Source organism: Streptomyces rubellus (genome assembly GCF_036323805.1).
Classification (GTDB): domain Bacteria; phylum Actinomycetota; class Actinomycetes; order Streptomycetales; family Streptomycetaceae; genus Streptomyces.
Genome location: NZ_JAZDCX010000004.1, coordinates 38,251 through 58,223, shown reverse-complemented (window position 1 = coordinate 58,223; position 19,973 = coordinate 38,251). Strand labels below are relative to the sequence as shown.

The window sequence follows — 19,973 nt, the reverse complement described above, 5'->3', positions numbered from 1 at the left end:
TTTCGGTCGTTGCGGTTTCGCCCTCTAGCCCTTGGAGCTGGCGGCCTGTCATGCTTTTTCACCGCAATGCGGTACCGGCGGGAGGGGGCGCTGGTGGGGTTCCGCATATTGCTTTTCGGGCCTGTCGAGCTTCAGGTCGGCGACCGGTACGGCAGGCTCGGTTCGGCCAAGGAACGCCTGGTCCTCGCCGTACTCGCGTGGGAAGCCGGTCGTCCGGTGGAGATCGACACGCTGATTCACCGGGTCTGGGACGACATTCCGCCCGCGCGGGCGCGCGACAACCTCTATCCGAAGGTGTCGAGGATCCGCGGTGTCCTGGCGCGGCTCGGCGGAGCGGATGCGCCGCCGCTTACCAGACACGCGCAGACGTACACGCTCGGCATCGCCCCCGAGGCGGTCGACGTACGCCGCTACCTCGGCCTCGTCGACAGCGCCGGGAACTCGGCCGAACACGGCGACCAGCAGGAGGCGCTGCACCGGCTCGACGAGGCCGACCGGCTGTGGCGGGGCGAACCCCTGGCCGGGACGGCCGGACTGTGGGCCGAAGAGGTCCGCGGCGAGCTCGCACGGAAGCGGTCCGCGGCCACCGTCCGGCGTGCGAGCGCTCTGCTGGCCCTCGGCCGCTGTGCCGATGCCGTGGCGCTGCTGTCGCCCATGGCGGAACGGCTTCCCCTGGACGAGTCGCTGACCGAAATGCTGGCTCTGGGCCTGTACGGATCCGGCCGGACGGCCGACGCCGACCGCCTTCTGCGGGACATGCAGCGTCGGCTGTACCGGGAGACGGGGGCGGGCGGCGGGGAGCGGCTGCGTCGTGTCCAGGAGGGCATCGCGAAGCGGGCACCGGTCGCCGAGTTGCTGCCGCACGGCCCGGCCGCGTCCCCTCCGCCCCGCCTCGCCCCGCCACCCGAGCCGTCCGCCGCCGGGCAGGTGCGGCCTCCCGACAACCTGCCGCCGGACATCTCCTGGGTCGGCCGGCGCGGCGAGGTCGACAGGCTGCTGGCTGCGGCCACCAGGGCCGCCGGTCCGGCTGTGCGCGTCGTCGCCCTGGAGGCGATCGACGGCATGGCGGGAGTCGGGAAGACCTCGCTGGCCGTGCATGTCGCCTACCAGCTCCGCGACCGCTATCCCGACGGTTGGATCCGTCTCGAACTCCGCGGCCACGACCCCGTCCAGGAACCTCTCACCCCTCAGGCCGCGCTGGCCGAACTGCTGCGCCTGTTCGGCCTTCCGGGGCACGGGCTTCCGCAGACGCTGGGCGGGCTCACCGCCCGCTGGCGCACTCTGATGGCGGACCGGCGCGCGGTGGTGATCCTGGACGACGCGGCGGGCCCGGAGCAGGTCCGCCCGCTGCTGCCGGGCGCCTCCCCGTCCCTGGTGATGATCACCAGCCGGCGCCGGCTCACCGGCCTGGCGGGCGCCCACCCGATCTCCATGGACGTACTCCCCCAGGACGAGGCCGTGGAACTGTTCCGGCGCCGGGTGGGCCCCGACAGGGTGCCCGACGACACCGAGACCGCGGAGATCGTGCGCCTGTGCGGGCATCTGCCCCTGGCGATCGACATCGTCGCCAGCCGTTTCGTCTCCCGAACCTCCTGGACGGCCGCGGACCTCATCGAGCGGCTGGCGTGCAGCGGGGAGCGCCTCACGGAGATCCGCGACGCGAACCGGGAGATAGCGGGGGCGTTCTGGTTCTCCTACCAGGCCCTCACCGTCGGCCAGCAGGCGGCCTTCCGTCGGATGGGCCTGTACCTGGGGCCGGACGTCGGTTTCGACGCCGCCGTCGCACTGACCGGGCTCCGGCCCGGGGAGGCCGACCGCGTCCTCGAGGAACTCACCGACTGCCACCTGCTGACGGAACCCTCCCCGTACCGGTACCGCATGCACGACCTGCTGCGGGAGTACGCCCGCGCGCTGGCGGTGACCGAGAGGGAGAGCCGGTGGGCGGAACGGACGGTACAGCGGCTCCTCGACCACTATCTGCGTACGGCGGATACCGCCGACCGGCGGATGTACCCGCACCGGACGCGTATGGTCGCCGGCCACGGATCTCCGGGCCCAGCGACCACGCGCCGTTCCGAGGACGTGGACCCGCAGGGATGGTTCGCCGCCGAGAGCGCCAACCTGCTGGCGGCACTGGAGTACTCCCGCGCGCACCGACCGCCCTGTGAGACGGCCCTTCTCGTCCATGTCCTCGCCGGATTCCTGGAGACCGAGGGGCACTGGGCGATCGCCGAGCCGCTGTTGCGCGAGGCGGTCGGTCACTGGCGCGGCATGGAGGACAAGGAGGCGGAGGCACGGGCGCTGCTCGACCTCGGAGCCGTGTGCACGCGCACCGGGGCGTACGAGACGGTCGTCGAGTCCGCGGAACACGCGATCCGGCTCGCCCGCGAGACCGGCGACGAGGAGGTGGAGGCGGAGGCCCTCCACCAGTTGGGCCTTGTCTCCTGGCACAGCGGTCACTATCCGAAGGCTCTGTCGTACCAGCAGCGCGCGTTGGCGTTGCGCACTCGCCGCGGTGACCGGCTCCAGCAGGCCCGGGCGCTGAACGCCCTGGGAATCGTCCTGCTGCACCTGGGGGAGACGGAGAAGTCCCTGGAGAGATTCCGGGAGGCAGTCGGCGGTTTCCGGGCTGTCGGTGACCGGCGAGGTCTCTACCGCACGCTCAACAACATCGGGGAAGTACACCGGCAACAGGGGAACCTCGAGCTTGCTCTCCGTTCTTACCGGGAAGCCCTGGAAATCTCCAGGACCGTCGGCAACAGTGTCGACCGGGCCACCTTCCAGATGAATCTGGCCGAAGTCGCCCAGGCCTCCGGAAACACCGACGAGGCTCACGACCTGTTCCAGGAGGCGCTTTCGACGTTCCGCTCGGTGGGTGACCGACGGAACGAGACCATCAGCCACATCGGCATTGGCACGGCACTTCGTGCCAGAGGATGTGCCGAGGAGGCGGTCGCGCGGTACGAGACGGCCCTGGCACTGGCCCGCGGGATCGGGGCGGCGGGAGAGGAGATCCAGGCGCTGCGCGAACTGGGTCTCGCCGAGTGGAAGCTGGGGCGGGTGCGGCAGGCCGCCGAACGGCTGGAGGCCGCACTCGAGCTCGCCCGCCGCGCTCACGCGGCGGGCGAGGAGACGGGAATTCTGAGAGCGCTCACGGAGTTGCGTACCCGTCGCAATTTGGATGCAGGTGCGAAGAGTGAGCAACAGGGAAGCTCCTCCCGGGAGAGTGGCCGGGCGGTCGGTGGCGAGACCGCCTGACGCCTGGCGTCGAACGGCTCCTTCGCTCCAGCCCTAAGTCGCCAATCAGCGGCTTCTCCACGGGGTATGCAGACATACCCGGCGTGTCGGCGGCCAGCGCCGGAGCGGCTACCATGATCTTGGACCGCCCTTGGCGATCACGCGATCGCGGGGCGCGCTTCTACAGGGTCCAATAGTCGCTATTGCAAACCCGGCGTCGACGCCAACGCCAACGCCGGGTGGAGAGAAGAACATGGGTACGATCGCGATAGGGATCACCGTCATGGCGCACCTGGTGCTGGTGGTGTGCATGGGGCACTGAGCAGGCCGCGTCCATGAGGCAAGCATGGACGCGGCCCTGCGGTGAGGGGCGTGGCCAACGCCCGGGACGCCGCCCGGGACACGCCCTTCACCGCGCCCCGCCTCCGGTGCTTCCGGTGGCGGGAGTCTCCTGCGTGCGCCGACTCTCTGTTGGTTGTCCCCTTTTCGACACATGCGGGAAACGACCGAGATACGGGATCGGGCACGGCCGCCAAGCCGCACGCACCTCGTTGTACGAGGGCTCCGTCGCGCTGTACGTGTGTGTACCAGTGTGTGCGGGGCGGTGCCTCGGCAGCGGTCGTGGTGCAAGCGACCAGCTGCCGTGGCGGACAACGCCTTCGTTGCGGCCCCGGCGCCTGGAGCGTGTGTGCCCCTTGGAAGCCTCGTTCGATCGCCCGGATATCCGGGCCGTGAAAAACGTTCGATGCGGCTGACCGCCGCAGACGGTTCCAAGGGGCCGCACGCACGTCAACGGGGCCGCTGCCGAAAGGGCCCTCCCTGCGGTAATGGTTCGCGAAGTCCGCCCAACGGCCGTTCAGCGGACGCGGCGGTGGACGCGGGCCTCCCAGGGGATGAGGGTGACGGCGGGGGAGGTCAGGGGGACGCCGCCCGGGTGGTTGGTGATCAGGACCTCGGTGCCCGCCCAGCCGTCCGGGACGGGGCAACGGGCAGGCTCCGAACCGAGGTTGGCCAGCACCAGCAGCTCGGTGACCTCGCCCGGGGCGGGCTCGTGGCGGCGCAGGAAGGCCCAGATCCGCTCGTCGTCCGGCAGCAGCAGGGTGAAGTCGCCGAAGGCGACGGCCGGTTCGGTGTGCCGCAGTTCGATCAGCCGGCGGTGGTGGTGGAGGACGGAGGCCGGGTCGGCGCGCTGGGCGGCAGCGTTGATCTCGGTGTGGTTGGGGTTGACGGGCAGCCAGGGCGTACCGGTGGTGAAGCCGGCGTGGGCGGTGGCGTCCCACTGCATGGGGGTACGGGCGTTGTCGCGGCCCATCGCGCGCAGCGCGTCCAGCACCGCCGCCGGGTCGGCGCCGTGGGCGGTCTCCTCAGCGTGGTGGCGGAGCGACTCCAGATCGCGGAAGTCGTCGATCGCGGCGAAGGGGGCGTTGGTCATGCCCAGTTCGTCGCCCTGGTAGACGTACGGCGTACCGCGGTGCAGATGGAGCACGGTGGCCAGGGCGGTGGCCGAACGCGTCCGGTGGCGGGGGCTGTCGTCACCGAAGCGGGAGACGGCACGGGGCTGGTCGTGGTTGCCCCAGTACAGGCTGTTCCAGCCCACCTCGCCCAGCCCCTCCTGCCAGCGGGCCATCGTCGCCTTCAACTCCGGCAGCCGCAGCGGGCGCGGTTCGAACTTGCCGCCGGGACCGTGGTCGAGCCCGACGTGCTCGAAGGTGAACACCATGTCGACCTCGGCCCGCGCCGGGTCGGTGAACAGCCGCGCCTGCTCGACGGTCACCCCCGGCATCTCACCGACCGTCAGCAGCGTCCCGGGATGGGGCGCGAACACCTCCCGGTGCATCTCGGCCAGGTACTCGTGGATACGCGGGCCGCAGACGTAGTACGGGGAGCCGTCGCCCCACCGGCCGCCCCCGGGCACCTCGCCGTCGGGCAGGGCCGGGTCCTTGGAGAGCAGGTTGATGACGTCCATCCGGAAGCCGTCGACGCCGCGCTCCAGCCACCAGCGCATCATGGCGTACACCGCCTGCCGGACCCGGGGGTTCTCCCAGTTCAGATCGGGCTGCTTCCGGGAGAACAGGTGCAGGTAGTACTCGCCGCTCGCCGGGTCGTACTCCCAGGCCGGACCGGAGAAGAACGAGCCCCAGTTGTTCGGCTCGGCGCCCGGGGTGCCGGGGACGGCGCCCGGCCGGGCCGGGCGCCACCAGTACCAGTCGCGCGCCGGACCGCCGGGACCGCCGTCCCGGGAGGAGACGAACCACGGGTGTTCGTCGCTGGTGTGGTTGACGACCAGGTCCATGATCAGCCGCATGCCGCGCGCGTGCACCGCGGCCAGCAGCTCGTCGAAGTCCTCCAGAGTGCCGAAAAGGGGGTCGATGCCGCGGTAGTCGCTGATGTCGTAGCCGTTGTCGTCGTGCGGGGACGGGTACACCGGGGAGAGCCACAGCACGTCGACGCCCAACTCGGCGAGGTGGTCCAGCCGTTGGGTGATGCCGCGCAGGTCGCCGACGCCATCGCCGTCGGAGTCGGCGAAGCTGCGCGGATAGATCTGGTAGACGACGGCGGTCTTCCACCACGGCTCGTCGGCGTTGACGGTCAAAGTCGAACCTCGCATCCCCGGCGGTACGTCCCCCCCGGGGAGGACGCCTACCCGGACGGCGCGGGCGTGACGCGCACGGGCTTCACGGGCACCGGTAGGTGAAGTCCGCGCTCGCCGCGCGGCTGCCGGGGGAGAGGATCTCCAGCCGGGCGGAGGCTTGCCGGACGCCCTCGCCGCGGAAGGTCCACAGCAGATGCAGCCGGGCCTCCCGCTGCCCCCGGGCGACCTTCTCCTCCAGGACGCCGGAGGAGGTGCCGCCGTCGCGCAGCCAGCGGTAGCGGATCGTCCCGGACCACCCGTTGGTGGTCACCACGCCCACCACGTCGGCGGTGCCGTCGCAGCCGGGGCCGGCGGGATCGGCGCGCACCGCCACCTGCTCGACCGTCAGCTCCGGGCCCAGCCACTGCCAGGCCGGGTACGCCAGGACGGCCGGCAGGAGGGCGGCGGCCAGGGCCCACCGGCGCGGCCACGGCCGGCGGCGCGCCGTACCGGGAGCCGGACGGCCGGGCGGCGGGGCGCCGTGCCACGCGGACGCCGCCGGGGCCGCGCCGGTCCCGCCGCGGGGCACTCCCGGCCCGAAGCGCAGCACCCCGCCCGCCGGGTCGCCGGGGGCCGGGGCCGGAAGGCGGGTGTCCGGAACCGGGGTCTGGCCCCAGTGGGTGCCCAGGAGAGTCGCGCTGTAGGTGTCGTCGGGTGCGGGTGCGGGTGGGTCCTCCGGTGGGCCCGCTCCGGAGCGGTGCGCGCGGGGCGGACGACGGGGCCGTGCCTCGTCACCCGCGCCGTACCGGTACTCCCCGCCGGTCATCGCAGACCGCACTGCCGGTTCCGGATCTGCTGGAAGGAGCCGCCGCCGGCGGCGGCCGGATCCGTGGCGGCGCGCACGCCCCAGTAGTCGTGGCAGCCCTCGGCGCCGAAGGCGTGGTCGACGGTGAGGCTGTAGGCGGTGTCGCCGCTCAGCCGGTAGGTGCGGCTGCCGTCCTGTCTGCCCGGTGTGCCCTCGGTGCCGCTGAGGTGCCAGCCGACGGTCAGGGTCACCGGGCCGGTCCCGCTGGTGGCCACCCGCACGGTCGCGGTGGCGGTGGTGGCGCCGGTCTGGGTCAGGCCTGCGGCCGTCACCGTGCGGACCTCCGTCGCGGCGGAGGGCTCGCCGGAGTCCGGGGCCTCGTCGTCCCCGTCGCCCCCCTCGCCCTCGTCCGTGCCGTCCGTGGTGGTACCGGCTGTGGTCCCGTCGGTCTCCGTGCCGCCGTGGGGGGTTCCCTCCGCAGGTGTGCCGGCCGTCTCCCCCGACGGGTGCTCCGAGGGCCCGTCCTCCGTGCCGCCCTCCCAACCGGGTGAGGCGGAGGGCGGAGAGGACGTGGCCGACGAGGACGGCGCTGCGGACGGTGAGCCCGTCCCGCCCGTCGTCGCCGTCCGGCCGGACGGTTCCCCGGTTCCGCCGGGCTCCGCGCTGGTCGTGGCCACGGCGCGGACGGTGTCCGCGCCGTTCCCGTCGCCGGAGGCGACCGCCGCCACGGCCAGTACTCCGGCCACGGCCAGTACGCCCGCGCCGATCAGCCGGCCGTGCCGTCCCAGCAGGCCGGCGGCCCTGCCGCTGCCGCTCCCGCCTCCGCCCAGGACGGTGACGGCCGCGTCGGCGCCACCGGCCGCGCCCCCCTGCGCCAGGGGGAACAGCAGCGGCAACAGCGCGGCCAGCGCGGCCAGCGCGCGACGGCCGCGCTCCTCCCAGTCCGCCCCGTACGCGGAGGCCGCCGCCGACTCCAGCTCGGTGACGAAGGCCGCCGCGTCGTACGGCCGCTGCCCGGGGTCCTTGGCCAGCCCGCGCAGGACCAGGCCGCGCACCGGTTCGGGCACCCGCTCGGCGGGCACGGGCGCGCTGATGTGCCGTACGGCCAGCTCGGCGAGGCTCTCGCCAGGGTAGGGGGGCTCACCGGTCAGGCACTCGTAGAAGGTCGCGGTCGCCGCGTAGACGTCGGTGGCGGGGGACGCGGGTCCGCCGTGCCACTGCTCCGGCGCCATGTAGAGCGGGGTGCCCGAGGACCCGCCGGAGGCGCCGTCCCGGGCGGCGATGCCGAAGTCCACCAGCTTGGACGAACCGTCCGCCGCGACCAGCACGTTCGCCGGTTTGTAGTCGCGGTGCACCACACCGGCCCGGTGGGCGGCGGCCAGACCCAGCAGCGAGCCCTTGAGGAGGACCAGGGCCGCTTCCGGGCCGGTGGGCCCCCCTCGGCGCAGCAGCGCGCGCAGCGCGACGCCGTCCACCAGCTCCATCACGATCGCCGCGCCGGGCCGCGCGCCGTCCCGTGACTCGACGTACTCGTACAGGCCCGTGACGTACGGCGAGCGCAGCTCGCCCAGCAGCCGGGCCTCGGTGCGGAAGGCGCGCAGAAAGCCCTCGTCGCCCAGCAGCGTCTCGCCGAGGTACTTCACGGCCACCTGTGTGCCGGTGGCCTCGTGCACGGCCAGTACGACGCGTCCGCTCGCGCCGGAGCCCAGCTCGCGCAGCTCCCCGTACCCCGGCACCGTCCATCCGGTCATCGGTCCCACCCCCCCCGGGAACCGGCCGGGCGCCCCCACGCCCCGCCGTCGCCGTCTCAGACACCCGGGGCGGGGTGCGCGGTTCCCGCCCGCCGGCCGCATGCGCGGCGCGTGAACGGGTACGGCGTTCTGCTGTCCCCCTGCGAAACGGACGGGGAGCGCACAGGCAGCACAGTGAGGAGACCGCCATGACCATGCCCGAGGAGAGCCGCCCCAAGACCGAGAAGACCGACCAGGTCGTCTTCGACGAGCAGGGTGAGGACTCGGCCCGCCGGGCGGAGGCGGCCAACAAGGACCGGGGGAACGTCGGACGGGAGCTGGAGGACGCCATGTCCGAAGCCGGTGTGGACCGCGAGGACCTCACCGGGGAGCAGGAGGAGGGCGGCCGCCGGTAGGCCGCACGCACCGGGGCGCGGCCGGTGGCCGGCCGCGCCCCGGGCGGACGCCGGTGGTCCGGCGGTGTCAGCCCCCCTTGCCGAAGACCTCCCTGCTCACCTCGTCCGGGCCGTCGAAGCGGTCCTTCTTCAGCGCGGAGAGCTCCTTGACCACCTCTTCCTTCGCGCCCTTCTTCTTCGCGTGTTCGACCAGGGCGTCGCGGTCGGCGGGGTAGTCCACGCCGCCCAGCGCCTTCTGCAGTTCGATCGGGTTGTTCAGCTTGCCCATCGAGTGCCTCCTGTCCTGTTCGGGCGGCCGGGGTACCCGGTGACGCGGGCGGTATGCGCGAAAGGCCTACGGCCCGCCCGAACGGGGCGGGCCGTAGGCCGGGAGACGCCGGGGCGGGCCCGGTCAGGCGGTCCGGCGGGGGCGGCCGCGTCCGGTCCGGCCCGCGGCTGGGGCGGCCGTACGCCGGGCACGGGCCGGGCGCGGCCGCCCCCGCCGGGCGTCGGCGCCGCGCTGGGGCTCCCCGGCGGCCGGCGGGTCGAGGACGACCGGGACCCCGGAGGGCATCCTCGCACCGGTGATGCGGGCCAGTTCCGGGTCGCTGGAGCGCACCACGGTGACCCGCGGTGTCACCCCTGCTCCGGCCATCAGGCGTTCGACGTCACGGCGCTGGTCGGGCAGGACGAGGGTGACGACACTGCCGGACTCCCCGGCCCGGGCGGTGCGGCCGCCGCGGTGCAGGTAGTCCTTGGGGTCGGCGGGCGGGTCCACGTTGACGACCAGGTCGAGGCTGTCGACGTGGATGCCGCGGGCGGCCACGTCGGTGGCCACCAGGACCGTGGCGTGCCCGGCCCGGAACTGCTCCAGGGTGCGGTTGCGCTGGTTCTGGGACTTCCCGCCGTGCAGCGCGGCGGCCCGTACGCCGTCGGCCAGCAGCCGCCGGGTCAGCCGGTCGGCGGAGCGCTTGGTGTGCACGAACATGATCACGCGGCCCTCACGGGCGGCGATGCGGGCGGTGGCCGCCTGCTTGTCGTCGACGCTCACCCGCAGCAGGTGGTGTTCCATCGTGGTGACGGCGCCCGCCGGGGGGTCCACCGAGTGGACCACCGGATCGGTCAGGAAGCGCTGCACGAGCCGGTCCACGTCCCGGTCCAGGGTGGCGGAGAACAGCATCCGCTGGCCGTCCGGACGCACCTGGTCCAGCAGGGCGGTGACCTGCGGCAGGAAACCCATGTCGGCCATCCGGTCGGCCTCGTCCAGCACGGTGGTGCGCACCTCGTCCAGCCGGCAGTGGCCGCGCTCGACCAGGTCCGCGAGGCGTCCGGGGGTCGCGACGACCACCTCGGCGCCGCTCTTGAGGGCGGCCGCCTGGCGGCCGATCGACAGCCCGCCCACGACGGTGGTCGGCCGCAGCCGGACGGCCCTGGCGTACGGGGCGAGGGCGTCGGTGACCTGCTGGGCCAGTTCCCGGGTGGGCACGAGCACCAGGGCCAGGGGGCGGCCCGGTCTGGCACGCTGCCCGGCGGTGCGGGCGAGCAGGGCCAGTCCGAAGGCGAGGGTCTTGCCCGAACCGGTCTGGCCGCGCCCCAGGACGTCGCGGCCGGCCAGCGAGTCGGGCAGGGTGGCCGCCTGGATCGGGAACGGCACGGTGACGCCCTCGTGTCCGAGGGTCTCCAGCAGCGGGGCGGGCATCGCCAGCTCGGCGAAGGAGGCGGCCGGGGGCAGCCCCGGGGTGCCGGTCACCGTGGCGGGTGCCTCACGGGGCGGGGCGCCCGCGTGTCCGCGGACGCGGGGACGGGCCGGAGCCGCGGCGCGGGGCGGCCGGCGGCGGGTGGAGCGGGCGGTGGGATTCGCGGGCATGGGGAAGGGACCTTCCTCGGGGTGGCGCGTACCGAGGAAGACCCCGCGGGCGCAGCCGGAGGGAATCGAGGGGACGAGCCGGGGGAGCGGAACCCGCCGGGACGTGGAGCCGGGGGGCGGGAATCCGTGGAACGTACCGGGGCCCGCACCTTGAGGTGCGGGCCCCGGTACGCGTGACGCCACGGGGGGGCGGACGTCGGATGACGCTCCGCGGGGATGGGCGCCGAGGGCTCAGGCGGGGAGGATGTTCTCCGCCTGCGGGCCCTTCTGGCCCTGGGTGACGTCGAAGCTCACCTTCTGGCCCTCGTGGAGCTCACGGAAGCCCTGGGTGGCGATGTTCGAGTAGTGGGCGAAGACGTCGGCGCCGCCGCCGTCCTGCTGGATGAAGCCGAAACCCTTTTCGGCGTTGAACCACTTCACGGTACCGGTGGCCATGTCGTTCTCCTCCATGTCGGGGGCAGGAACGGAGGACCACACTGCGCGGAGCTCCGAGTCGCCGCAATGAGACCCCGCCGGAAGAGCCGGAAAAACAAAACGCGCCCGAAGGTCACAAACCGTCAGGCGCGCACAACGTTCATGGGTACCAAAACTGCAACTGAAGTCAGGCTAACACAGCCACCGGAGCCGTTGGCGGGCCGGGCCGGGAAGGTGAAGAAGGAGGGGGGGAGGGCCGGCCGCCCGGCCGGCCCTCCGGTCGTCCCTACGCCGTCACCAGCCGCAGGCCGTGGTCGACGAGCTTCTCCAGCCGGTCCAGATGCGCCGGAGTGGGGTCCATCAGGGGCGCGCGGACTCCGCCCACGGGCAGCCCGCGCATCCGCACCCCCGCCTTGACCAGGGAAACGGCATAGCCGGGCACCTCGTTGCGCAGGGTGACCAGCGGCACGAAGAACTCGTCGAGCAGCAGCCGCGCCCGGGCGTCGTCCCCGCCGGTGAACGCCCGGTGGAAGTCCAGGGCGACCTCCGGGGCGAAGGCGAAGGCGGCCGAGGAGTACAGGGGGACCCCCATGGCCCGGTAGGCGTGCATGGTCATCTCGGCGGTGGGCAGGCCGTTGAAGAAGAGGAAGTCCTCGCCCGCCTCGCGCCGCACCGCGCGCACGATGCGGTGCATCAGCTCCATGTCTCCCAGGCCGTCCTTGATCCCGATGACACCGGGCAGCCGGGTGAGCTCGGCGGCGCTGTGCGGGGTGAGGACGGCGTTGGCCCGCTGGTAGACGATGACCGGCAGGGCGGAGGCGGCGGCGACCTCCTCGACGTACCGCAGAAGTCCCTGCGGGGGGCTGGAGACCAGGTAGGGCGGCAACAGCAGCAGTCCGTCGGCGCCGACCCGCTCGGCGCACCGCGCCTGGGAGCGGGCGATCGGCAGCGGGCCGCCCGCGGCGGCGTAGACCGGGACCCGTCCGGCGGTGGCCGCCACGGCCACCCGGGTGCAGGCCTCGATCTCCTCCAGGGAGAGCGCGGGGAACTCGCCGGTGCCGCAGGCGACGAACACCGCGCCCGCCCCGGCCTTCACCCCGTCGTCGATGTGCCGGGCCAGGAGGTCCTCGTCGACCTCCCCGCCGGGGGCGAAGGGCGTGACGGGGAAGAACAGCAGGCCGTCGAGCCGCCGCTCGCCCCCCTCCCGGGCGGGCCGCCCGGCGGTGTCCGTACGGGTGTTCCCGCGGGGGGCGGTGAGTGTGTCGGGTGCGTCCATGGGTGTGGTCATCTCCTTGCTCAACCCTTCGTCGCGCCCGCGGTGATGCCGCGGATGAGGGAGCCCTGCAGGCACAGGTAGACGATCAGACTGGGCAGGAGGGCGATGAATGCTCCGGCCAGCAGGACCCCCGACCCCACCTCGACGTCGGTGCGCAGGACGGCGAGCGCGACGGTCAGGGTGTAGTCACTGGGATCGTTGGCCGCGATCAGGGGCAGCAGGTACTGGTCCCAGATCATCAGGAAGCCGAAGATGCCGATCACACCGAGGGCCGGTCGGCACAGCGGCAGGACGATCTGCCACAGCAGCCGGAGCTCCCCGAGCCCGTCCAGGCGGGCGGCCTCCTCGATCTCGGTGGGTATCTCCTTCATGAACTCGGTCATCACCAGTACCGAGAAGCCCCAGATGCCGACGGGCATGATGACGCCGAGGACGGTGCCCTTCAGGCTGATGTCCAGTACCGGCAGATCGCCGATGACCAGGGACAGCGGAACGGCGATGATCTCCTCGGGAAGCATCATGGTGAGCAGGAACAGCATCAGCACCAGCGCCTGCCCGCGGAACCGGTGCCGGGCCAGCGAGTAGGCGGCCAGTACCGACACGGTCATCTGCAGCAGCAGCCCGCCGCCCGCGATGACCAGGGAGTTGGCGAAGTAGCTCCACACGCCTCGGTCCCCGGCGACGGTGAAGTTGCGCAGGGTGATGTCGCCGGGGAACAGGGACAGCGCGGTGGTGCGGGTGTCGTTGTCGAAGGCGCCGGAGATGATCACCAGGAAGGGCGAGGCGAAGACGAACAGCGCCAGTGCGCACAGCAGCACGCGCAGTACCAGCGACGGGCCCAGCCGGGGCGACCAGCCCAGTGCGGTGTCGAAGCGCCGGCTGTCCGTGGTGGGGCGGCGAGCGGCCGGACGGGCGGTCCCGCCACCGGCCTCGCCGGCGGTCTTGTCGAGGGTGGTGGTCATCGTTCGGCCCTCCGGCGGAAGTACTGGACGGCCACCGTCAGCACCAGGGTCACGGCCAGCAGCAGCATCGAGGCCGCCGAGGCGACACCGATGTCGTTGCGGGTGAAGCCCAGGGAGAACACCCGGGTCATCCACACCTCGGTGGAGCCGGCCGGGCCGCCCCCGGTGAGGACGTAGACCTCGGTGAAGATCCGCAGGCTGCGGATGGCGGCCAGGGTGAGCACGATGGTGATGGCCGGGCGCAGCGCCGGGAGGGTGATGTGGCGCAGCCGCTGCCGTATCGAGGCGCCGTCGACGGCGGCCGCCTCGTACAGCGTGCGGTCCACTCCGGACAGGCCGGCGAGGATGATCACCATGTTGTAGGGGGCGCCGATCCAGATGCCGACGGTCATCACCGACCACAGCGCGCTGTCGGGGCTGGAGAGGAACGGCAGCGGGCCCAGGCCGAGGAAGCCCAGCACCGAGTTGGCGAAGCCGTCGGGGGTGGGGGTGTACAGCAGCCGCCAGACCTCGCCGACCACGGCGATCGCGGTGACCACCGGCAGGAAGACGGCGGTGCGCACCAGCCACAGCGAGCGGGACTGGCCCTCCAGCAGCAGGGCGAGCAGGAAGCCGACCACCAGCGCGCCGAAGGCCTGCCCGCCGCCGAGCAGCAGGGTGTGGCCCATGGCCTCGCGCCAGCGGTCGTCCTGGAGCACCGTTGTGTAGTTCTCCAGCCCCACCCACTGGTTGCCGAGGAACGGCTGGACCTCGTACAGGCTCAGCCGGATGCCCTCGAACATGGGGATGAACTTGAAGACGAGCGCCAGCAGCAGTCCCGGGGCGAGGAAGAGCCAGGGCGTCAGCGACCGGCGGGACGGGCGGCCCAGACGGAGGGCCCGCCCCCGGCTCTTCCCCGGGGGAGCGGGGCTGAGCCGGGGCGGGGGTTCGACGACGGGTGCGGTCACGGCAGCAGGTCCTGGGACTCGAGCTCCTTGTCCACGGTCTCGGCGAGCTGCTTCAGCCCGGCCTCCACGTCGCTGCCGCAGTCGGCGAACAGCTTGTTGAGGCCCTCGGCGACGGACTGCCGGATCGGGGTGAAGTCGATGGCCTCGGGGAAGGAGTGCGAGGAGTTCTCGTACATGTCCTGCACGACCTTCCAGCGGTCGTCGCCCAGGACCTCGGCTGCGTCGAGGGTCGTGTTGACCGGCAGCCGCACCACGGCCTGGGTCTCGGTCTTCATGCCGAGCTGCTGGGCCTCGGGGCTGATGAGGAACTCGGCGAGCTTCTTCTGGGCCTCGGTCTTCTTCGAGCCGGCGCCGAAGTAGATGTTCTCGCCCTCGGCCAGGGTGGCGACGCCGCCCGGTCCGGCGGGCGGGGCGATGACCTCGTACTTCTCCTTCCCGGGGCGCTTGTCGTAGGGGATGAAGTAGTAGGCGCCGGTGTGGTAGATGCCGGCGGTGCCCTCCTGGAAGTGCGGGGCGTTCATGGTGTTGGCGGTCAGCGCGCCGGGCTGGACGCGCTTCTCGCAGAACTGCTCCTTGATCCAGTTGACGGCCTTGACCGAGCCGGAGGAGTCGACGGCGGCCCGGTACTTGCCGTCACCGGCCTCCTCGACGTAGCTGCCGCCGCCCTGCCAGACGTAGGACGAGGCCCACCAGGAGAGGTAGCCGCGCTCGGTGCTGCCGGGCACCACCATGCCGTAGGTGTCGTCCTTGCCGTTGCCGTCGGGATCCTCGGTGGTGAAGGCCTCGGCCAGTTTCGCCAGGTCCTCCCAGGTCTCGGGCACCGGGTGGCCGACCTTCTCGCGCCAGTCCTTGCGGATGAGCGTCACTTGCGCCTGGCGGGAGAAGGGGATGCCGTAGTGGTCGCCGTCCAGGCCGACGGTGCTCTTCCAGGTGTCCTCGGAGATGTCGTCCTGCCCGGCGATGGACTCGCGGTCGACGGGCAGCAGCAGGCCCTGGGACTGGTAGGTGCCCATCGAACCGCTGTCGTTGATCATCACGTCCGGCAGGTTCTTGGAGGAGGCGCGCGACTGCAGTTGCTTGTCGAACTCGACGACGGGCTGGTAGTTGACCTTGATGCCGGTCTTCTCGGTGAAGGCGGCGAAGATCTTCTTGTAGGTGGCGGCGGGGTCCGGGGCGCTGCGCGTCCAGACCTCCAGCGGGGCGTCGGAGTCGGCGGAGGAGTCCTCCCCGCCGCAGCCGCTCGCCGTGGTGATCAGAGCACCGGAGACCAGCAGGGCCAGCGCACCGCGTGTCCGGCGGGACCGTGGTCCCCTGGAGAAACGCTGCATGGTTTTCTCCGTTCATGTGTATGAACTCGCTTCAGCGGGTTAAACGTTGGCCGAGACCCTAGGAGTGGCCCCCGGGGCCGTCAAGACTTCGGGAGAAATGCGTTCTCCCGGCTGCCGCCGAGGGTTCGCGCCGTCGGCCGAGACGCCCTCGCGGACAGGACGACGGGCCGCCCGGCCGGGCGGCCCGTCATATGCAAACGTGTTCCGGACGGATCCGGAAGGCTGTTTTCCGGCGGTGTCCGGCGGTGTCCGGCGGTGTCAGGCGGTGCGCAGGCGCAGTCCGTACACCGACAGGATCTCGTTGACCGGCTGGTACCAGCTCTCCCCGCCGCCGGTGCAGTTGCCCCAGGCGCCGGAGGTCACGCCCTGGGCCTGGTCACCGCTGATGTACGAGCCGCCCGAGTCGCCGGGCTCGGCGCAGACGCTGGTCTTGGTGAGCTGGTGCAGGACTGCTCCGCCCTGGTACTGGACCGTCTGGTTCTTCGCCAGGATCTGTCCGCAGTGCCACTGGGTGGTGGAGCCGGAGCGGCAGACCGAGGCGCCGACCGGGGCCTCGGCCGAGCCGCGGACCAGCGCGTCGGGCGTCCGGCCCCAGCCCAGCACGACCGGCTCGGTCCACCAGCCGTGGCCGATCCGGACGAAGGCGTAGTCGTTGCCGGGGTAGGAGGACCCCTCGAAGCGGCCCATCTCGGAGCCGTCCCAGCCCCGGACGGTCTGCCCGGTGCTCCCGCAGTGTCCGGCCGTGACGAAGCCGCCCTCCACCGAGAAGCCGATGGAGCAGCGGCTGTTGCCGGTGTAGTACGGGTCACCGCCGACGGTGCCCGCGGCCACGGGGGCGGGCGCCTCCTCGGCCGTCTCCCGCACCGTGACGGGGACGGTCTCCGGCGCGTCGGCGAGGAAGGCGCGCAGTCCGGCGCCGCGTTCGGCGCCCTCGACGAGTTCGACCACCAGGCCGTTGGCACGCGGGTCGACGTACCAGCTCACCACCCCGTCCGGGGTGCCCGCGCGCTCGGCGCGGGAGTCGAGCCGGGCCTTGGCGGCGTCCAGTTCCGCCGCGCTGTGCTCCACGACGCGGGCCGAGGCGCCCGCGGACTTCACCGCGGCGGCCTTGTCCGCGCTGGTCACGCCGACGACCAGCGCGCCGCTGCCGGGGTCGAACCAGGAGCCGCCGAAGGACGCGCCCGCGGCCCGTTCGGCCCGCGGCGCGATCTTCACGGCCCTGGCCTCCTGCCGCAGCCGTCGCTCGGCCCGGCGTTCGTCCAGGCCCAGGTCGCGTTCCATGGCCTTCACCAGCCCCGGCGCGGGAGCGGGGGTGCCGCCGGCCGGGGCGGGGGCGGCCGCGGCGGGGGAGAGGGCGCTTCCGGCGGCTGTCAGGGTGCCCAGCACGAGCAGCGCGGACAGGGCCGCGCGCAGGCCGGTGGCGCGCCGGGCGGTGCGTCTTGCGGGACGTGGCATGGGGGGTGTTCTCCTCGCTGTCGTCCGACCCGGCGGGGCCGGGGTGGGGGAGCTGGACGGAGACCAGGTCTGAGAGCGCTCTCAGGTCTGGTCCAATGGAAGGGTAGGGCGGTCCCTTTCGGCATGTCCATACCAATGACACGGGCCGTTCCCGCCGTTGCCCGGCCACCCGGCGGGGAGGTGCGGAAACGACGGGAACGGCCCCGGAGAACGGCTCGCGGCGCCCGGGCGGGGATCAGCCGTCGGTGCGCACCTCGGAGCGGTCCTGGCCCCAGCGGGTGTGGAAGGCCCCTTCCCGGTCGGTGCGCCGGTAGGTGTGGGCACCGAAGTAGTCCCGCTGGCCCTGGGTGAGAGCGGCCGGCAGCCGCTCGGCGCGCAGCGCGTCGTACGAGGCCAGCGCCGCGGACAGGCCCGGCACGGGGACGCCGTACCGGACGGCGGTGGCGACCGCCGTACGCCAGGCCGGCTGCGCCTCGCCGACCTCCTTGGCGAACTCCTCGTCGGCCAGCAGGGTGGGCAGCGCGGGGTCGGCCGCGCAGGCGGCGCGGACCCGGTCCAGGAACGCGGCCCGGATGATGCACCCGCCGCGCCAGATGGCGGCCACGTCCGCCAGATCGATGCCCCAGCCGTACTCCGCGCTCGCCGCCTGCATCATGTTCCAGCCCTGGGCGTAGGAGATGACCTTGGAGGCGTACAGGGCCTGCTCCACCTGGTCGGCGAAGCGCGCGGCGTCCCGCTCGTCGAGGACCTGGCAGCGCGGGCCCGGCAGCTCGGCACAGGCCTCGCGCAGTCCGGCGTGGCCGGACAGGGAGCGGGCGAAGACCGCCTCGGCGATGCCGGAGACCGGCACGCCCAGGTCCAGGGCGGTCTGCACGGTCCAGCGGCCGGTGCCCTTCTGCTCGGCCCGGTCGGCGACGACGTCGACGAAGGGCAGCCCGGTGGCGGCGTCGGTGTGGGCCAGGACCTCGGCGGTGATCTCGATGAGATAGGAGTCCAGCCGGCCGGTGTTCCAGGTGCGGAAGACCTCCGCGATCCGGGCCGGCTCGTACCCGGCGACCGTGCGCAGCAGGTCGTACGCCTCGGCGATGAGCTGCATGTCGGCGTACTCGATGCCGTTGTGCACCATCTTCACGAAGTGCCCGGCGCCGTCGGGACCGATGTGCGCGGTGCAGGGCGTGCCGTCGGCGGCCTTCGCGGCGACGCTCTCCAGCAGCGGGCGGAGCGCGGCCCAGGACTCGGCCGGACCGCCCGGCATGATGCTCGGGCCGTTCAGCGCCCCCTCCTCGCCGCCGGAGATGCCCGCCCCCACGAAGTGGATGCCGCGTTCGCGCAGGGACCGCTCGCGGCGGCGGGTGTCGGCGAAGTGGGCGTTGCCGCCGTCGACGATGATGTCGCCCTCCGCCAGCAGCGGGGCGAACTCCTCGATCACGGCGTCGGTCGGCTCGCCCGCCTTGACCATCACCACCAGACGCCGCGGGCGCTCCAGGGCGGCCACGAACTCCCCGGCCGTCGTGGCGGGCACGAAGTCGCCCTCGCCGCCGAACTCCGCCACCAGCTCCCGGGTCCGGGCGGCGGTGCGGTTGTGCACGGCGACGGTGTGGCCGCGGCGGGCGAAGTTGCGGGCCAGGTTGCGGCCCATGACCGCGAGTCCGGTGACGCCGATCTGTGCCGGATTGCTCATGTCGTTCACTCCTGTCTTCCACGCCTGGAGGCGCGGTGCTGTCGGTATGCCGAGGTATACGGCCGCGGACCCCGATGGTCTCGCCCGTGTCCCGCGGCGCGGCGGATCGCACGGCCGGCCGGCGGATCCGCCGCACCCGGCCGGGTGTGGCCCGCGGTCGCCCCGGGAAACCGGTGGGGGCGGCCGGTGGAGGGAGCGGATGTGTTCGACGGTTTCACGCTGGAGCACGTCGACCTGGGCAGGACGGGGCCGGAGACGGGGGAGCGCACGGTCCTGCGGGTGCGGCACGGCGGCTCGGGGCCGCCCGTCCTGCTGCTCCACGGACATCCGCGCACCCACGCCACCTGGCACCGGGTGGCGCCCCTGCTCGCGGCGGACCACACCGTGGTCTGCCCCGACCTGCGCGGCTACGGGCAGTCCTCCAAGCCGCCCACCACCGCCGACCACGCCCCCTACTCCAAACGGGCCATGGCACGCGACTGCCTGGCGCTGATGCGGCACCTCGGCCACGAGCGCTTCGCCGTCTTCGGCCACGACCGCGGCTCCTGTGTCGCCTACCGGCTCGCCCTGGACGCACCGGAGGCCGTGACCCGGCTCGCGGTGGGGGACTGCATCCCCATCAGCGAGCACCTGGCCCGCTGCGACGAGCGCTTCGCCCGCGCCTGGTACCACTGGTTCTTCTTCGCCGTCCCCGACAAGCCCGAACGCGCGATCCTCGCCGACCCCGCCGCCTGGTACGGCGGCTCCGAGGAGAAGATGGGCGCCGCGGCGTGGGAGGACTACCGGCGGGCCATCGACGACCCGGCGACCGTGCGCGCCATGCTGGAGGACTACCGGGCCGGGCTGACCGTGGACCGGGCGCACGAGGAGGCCGACCGGGCCGCCGGGCGCAGGATCACCTGCCCGGTGCTGGTGCTGTGGTCCGAACGGGACGACCTGGGCGATCTGTACCCCGACATCCCCGGCATCTGGCGCGGCTGGGCGGACGACGTCACCGGCGGCACGATCGACAGCGGACACCACATGGCCGAGGAGGCCCCCGAGCAGCTCGCCGGGGCGCTGCGGGCCTTCCTCGCGGCCGGCGGGCCGGGGACGGCGGGAGCGGCGGGAGTGCCGGGACACCGCCCGGAGCCCGCGTCCGCCCGGCACCCGCACGGCGCCCCCGGAACGTGACCGGTCCGCGGACGGCCGCGCCCGTCCGCGGTGACGGCACGCCGCCGATCGGGCATACTCCAGAACACCGCAGCCGCTGGTCAGCCGCTCCGCGACCCGGAGAGGCGGCCGGCGGCCGACCGACCACATCA

At 73.1% G+C, this 19,973-nt stretch carries 15 protein-coding genes; 3 read left to right on the top strand and 12 right to left on the bottom strand.

The annotated features are described in order from the left end of the window. Positions 1-93: 93 nt before the first annotated feature. Complete coding sequence (locus tag V1L54_RS05865) at positions 94-3,258, top strand: AfsR/SARP family transcriptional regulator (protein ID WP_330116795.1); 3,165 nt, start codon at positions 94-96, stop codon at positions 3,256-3,258. A gap of 835 nt (positions 3,259-4,093) precedes the next feature. Here V1L54_RS05865 and V1L54_RS05860 read toward each other — a convergent pair. From V1L54_RS05860 to V1L54_RS05850, 3 genes are all read right to left on the bottom strand, one after another. Further along, positions 4,094-5,830 (bottom strand): glycoside hydrolase family 13 protein, encoded by a 1,737-nt coding sequence (locus tag V1L54_RS05860; protein WP_330116794.1) that lies wholly within the window; start codon positions 5,828-5,830, stop codon positions 4,094-4,096. Positions 5,831-5,912: 82 nt separating this feature from the next. Further along, positions 5,913-6,647: a hypothetical protein gene (locus tag V1L54_RS05855; RefSeq protein WP_330116793.1), complete on the bottom strand. Its 735-nt coding sequence runs from the start codon at positions 6,645-6,647 to the stop codon at positions 5,913-5,915. Then, the gene (locus tag V1L54_RS05850) at positions 6,632-8,365 is read right to left on the bottom strand and encodes a serine/threonine-protein kinase (RefSeq protein ID WP_330116792.1); all 1,734 of its coding nucleotides are present in this window, start codon (positions 8,363-8,365) and stop codon (positions 6,632-6,634) included. Before V1L54_RS05850 ends, V1L54_RS05855 begins: the two co-directional genes overlap by 16 nt. A gap of 188 nt (positions 8,366-8,553) precedes the next feature. Here V1L54_RS05850 and V1L54_RS05845 point away from each other — a divergent pair, with 188 nt between their 5' ends. Next, positions 8,554-8,760, top strand: a complete 207-nt coding sequence (locus tag V1L54_RS05845) for a hypothetical protein (RefSeq protein ID WP_330116791.1) — start codon at positions 8,554-8,556, stop codon at positions 8,758-8,760. Positions 8,761-8,827: 67 nt separating this feature from the next. Here V1L54_RS05845 and V1L54_RS05840 read toward each other — a convergent pair whose 3' ends face one another. The 9 genes from V1L54_RS05840 to gnd all read right to left on the bottom strand — a co-directional run bounded on the left by V1L54_RS05840 (position 8,828) and on the right by gnd (position 18,669). Continuing rightward, positions 8,828-9,028, bottom strand: coding sequence for a DUF2795 domain-containing protein (locus tag V1L54_RS05840; RefSeq protein WP_330116790.1), 201 nt, complete (start codon positions 9,026-9,028; stop codon positions 8,828-8,830). Between the two features lie 123 nt (positions 9,029-9,151). Continuing rightward, positions 9,152-10,606 carry a DEAD/DEAH box helicase gene (locus V1L54_RS05835; protein ID WP_330116789.1) on the bottom strand — a complete coding sequence of 485 codons (1,455 nt, stop codon included), beginning with the start codon at positions 10,604-10,606 and terminating at the stop codon, positions 9,152-9,154. 231 nt (positions 10,607-10,837) lie between these two features. Then, a complete protein-coding gene (locus V1L54_RS05830; RefSeq protein ID WP_100204381.1) occupies positions 10,838-11,041 on the bottom strand; it encodes a cold-shock protein in 204 nt (67 codons plus the stop codon). Between the two features lie 265 nt (positions 11,042-11,306). Next, positions 11,307-12,296 (bottom strand): 5-dehydro-4-deoxyglucarate dehydratase, encoded by a 990-nt coding sequence (locus V1L54_RS05825; protein WP_330116788.1) that lies wholly within the window; start codon positions 12,294-12,296, stop codon positions 11,307-11,309. A gap of 20 nt (positions 12,297-12,316) precedes the next feature. Next, complete coding sequence (locus tag V1L54_RS05820) at positions 12,317-13,258, bottom strand: carbohydrate ABC transporter permease (RefSeq protein ID WP_330116787.1); 942 nt, start codon at positions 13,256-13,258, stop codon at positions 12,317-12,319. Next, positions 13,255-14,205: a carbohydrate ABC transporter permease gene (locus tag V1L54_RS05815; protein WP_443076502.1), complete on the bottom strand. Its 951-nt coding sequence runs from the start codon at positions 14,203-14,205 to the stop codon at positions 13,255-13,257. The genes V1L54_RS05820 and V1L54_RS05815 overlap by 4 nt, the downstream gene beginning before the upstream one ends. Then, positions 14,202-15,533, bottom strand: a complete 1,332-nt coding sequence (locus V1L54_RS05810) for an ABC transporter substrate-binding protein (protein ID WP_330116786.1) — start codon at positions 15,531-15,533, stop codon at positions 14,202-14,204. The genes V1L54_RS05815 and V1L54_RS05810 overlap by 4 nt, the downstream gene beginning before the upstream one ends. 258 nt (positions 15,534-15,791) lie before the next feature. Next, positions 15,792-16,988 (bottom strand): S1 family peptidase, encoded by a 1,197-nt coding sequence (locus tag V1L54_RS05805; protein ID WP_330116785.1) that lies wholly within the window; start codon positions 16,986-16,988, stop codon positions 15,792-15,794. Between the two features lie 235 nt (positions 16,989-17,223). Next, a complete protein-coding gene (gene gnd, locus V1L54_RS05800) occupies positions 17,224-18,669 on the bottom strand; it encodes an NADP-dependent phosphogluconate dehydrogenase (RefSeq protein ID WP_330116784.1) in 1,446 nt (481 codons plus the stop codon). A gap of 201 nt (positions 18,670-18,870) precedes the next feature. Here gnd and V1L54_RS05795 point away from each other — a divergent pair, with 201 nt between their 5' ends. After that, positions 18,871-19,842, top strand: coding sequence for an alpha/beta fold hydrolase (locus V1L54_RS05795; protein WP_443076501.1), 972 nt, complete (start codon positions 18,871-18,873; stop codon positions 19,840-19,842). Positions 19,843-19,973 lie beyond the last annotated feature (131 nt).

Bases quoted from the DNA above. Each gene is read 5' to 3' on its own strand.
- V1L54_RS05830 (WP_100204381.1), bottom strand. From the start codon at position 11,041: ATGGCCACCGGTACCGTGAAGTGGTTCAACGCCGAAAAGGGTTTCGGC.
- V1L54_RS05825 (WP_330116788.1), bottom strand. From the start codon at position 12,296: ATGGACGCACCCGACACACTCACCGCCCCCCGCGGGAACACCCGTACG.
- V1L54_RS05845 (WP_330116791.1), top strand. From the start codon at position 8,554: ATGACCATGCCCGAGGAGAGCCGCCCCAAGACCGAGAAGACCGACCAG.
- V1L54_RS05810 (WP_330116786.1), bottom strand. From the start codon at position 15,533: ATGCAGCGTTTCTCCAGGGGACCACGGTCCCGCCGGACACGCGGTGCG.
- V1L54_RS05840 (WP_330116790.1), bottom strand. From the start codon at position 9,028: ATGGGCAAGCTGAACAACCCGATCGAACTGCAGAAGGCGCTGGGCGGC.
- V1L54_RS05835 (WP_330116789.1), bottom strand. From the start codon at position 10,606: ATGCCCGCGAATCCCACCGCCCGCTCCACCCGCCGCCGGCCGCCCCGC.
- V1L54_RS05820 (WP_330116787.1), bottom strand. From the start codon at position 13,258: ATGACCACCACCCTCGACAAGACCGCCGGCGAGGCCGGTGGCGGGACC.
- gnd (WP_330116784.1), bottom strand. From the start codon at position 18,669: ATGAGCAATCCGGCACAGATCGGCGTCACCGGACTCGCGGTCATGGGC.
- V1L54_RS05805 (WP_330116785.1), bottom strand. From the start codon at position 16,988: ATGCCACGTCCCGCAAGACGCACCGCCCGGCGCGCCACCGGCCTGCGC.
- V1L54_RS05850 (WP_330116792.1), bottom strand. From the start codon at position 8,365: ATGACCGGATGGACGGTGCCGGGGTACGGGGAGCTGCGCGAGCTGGGC.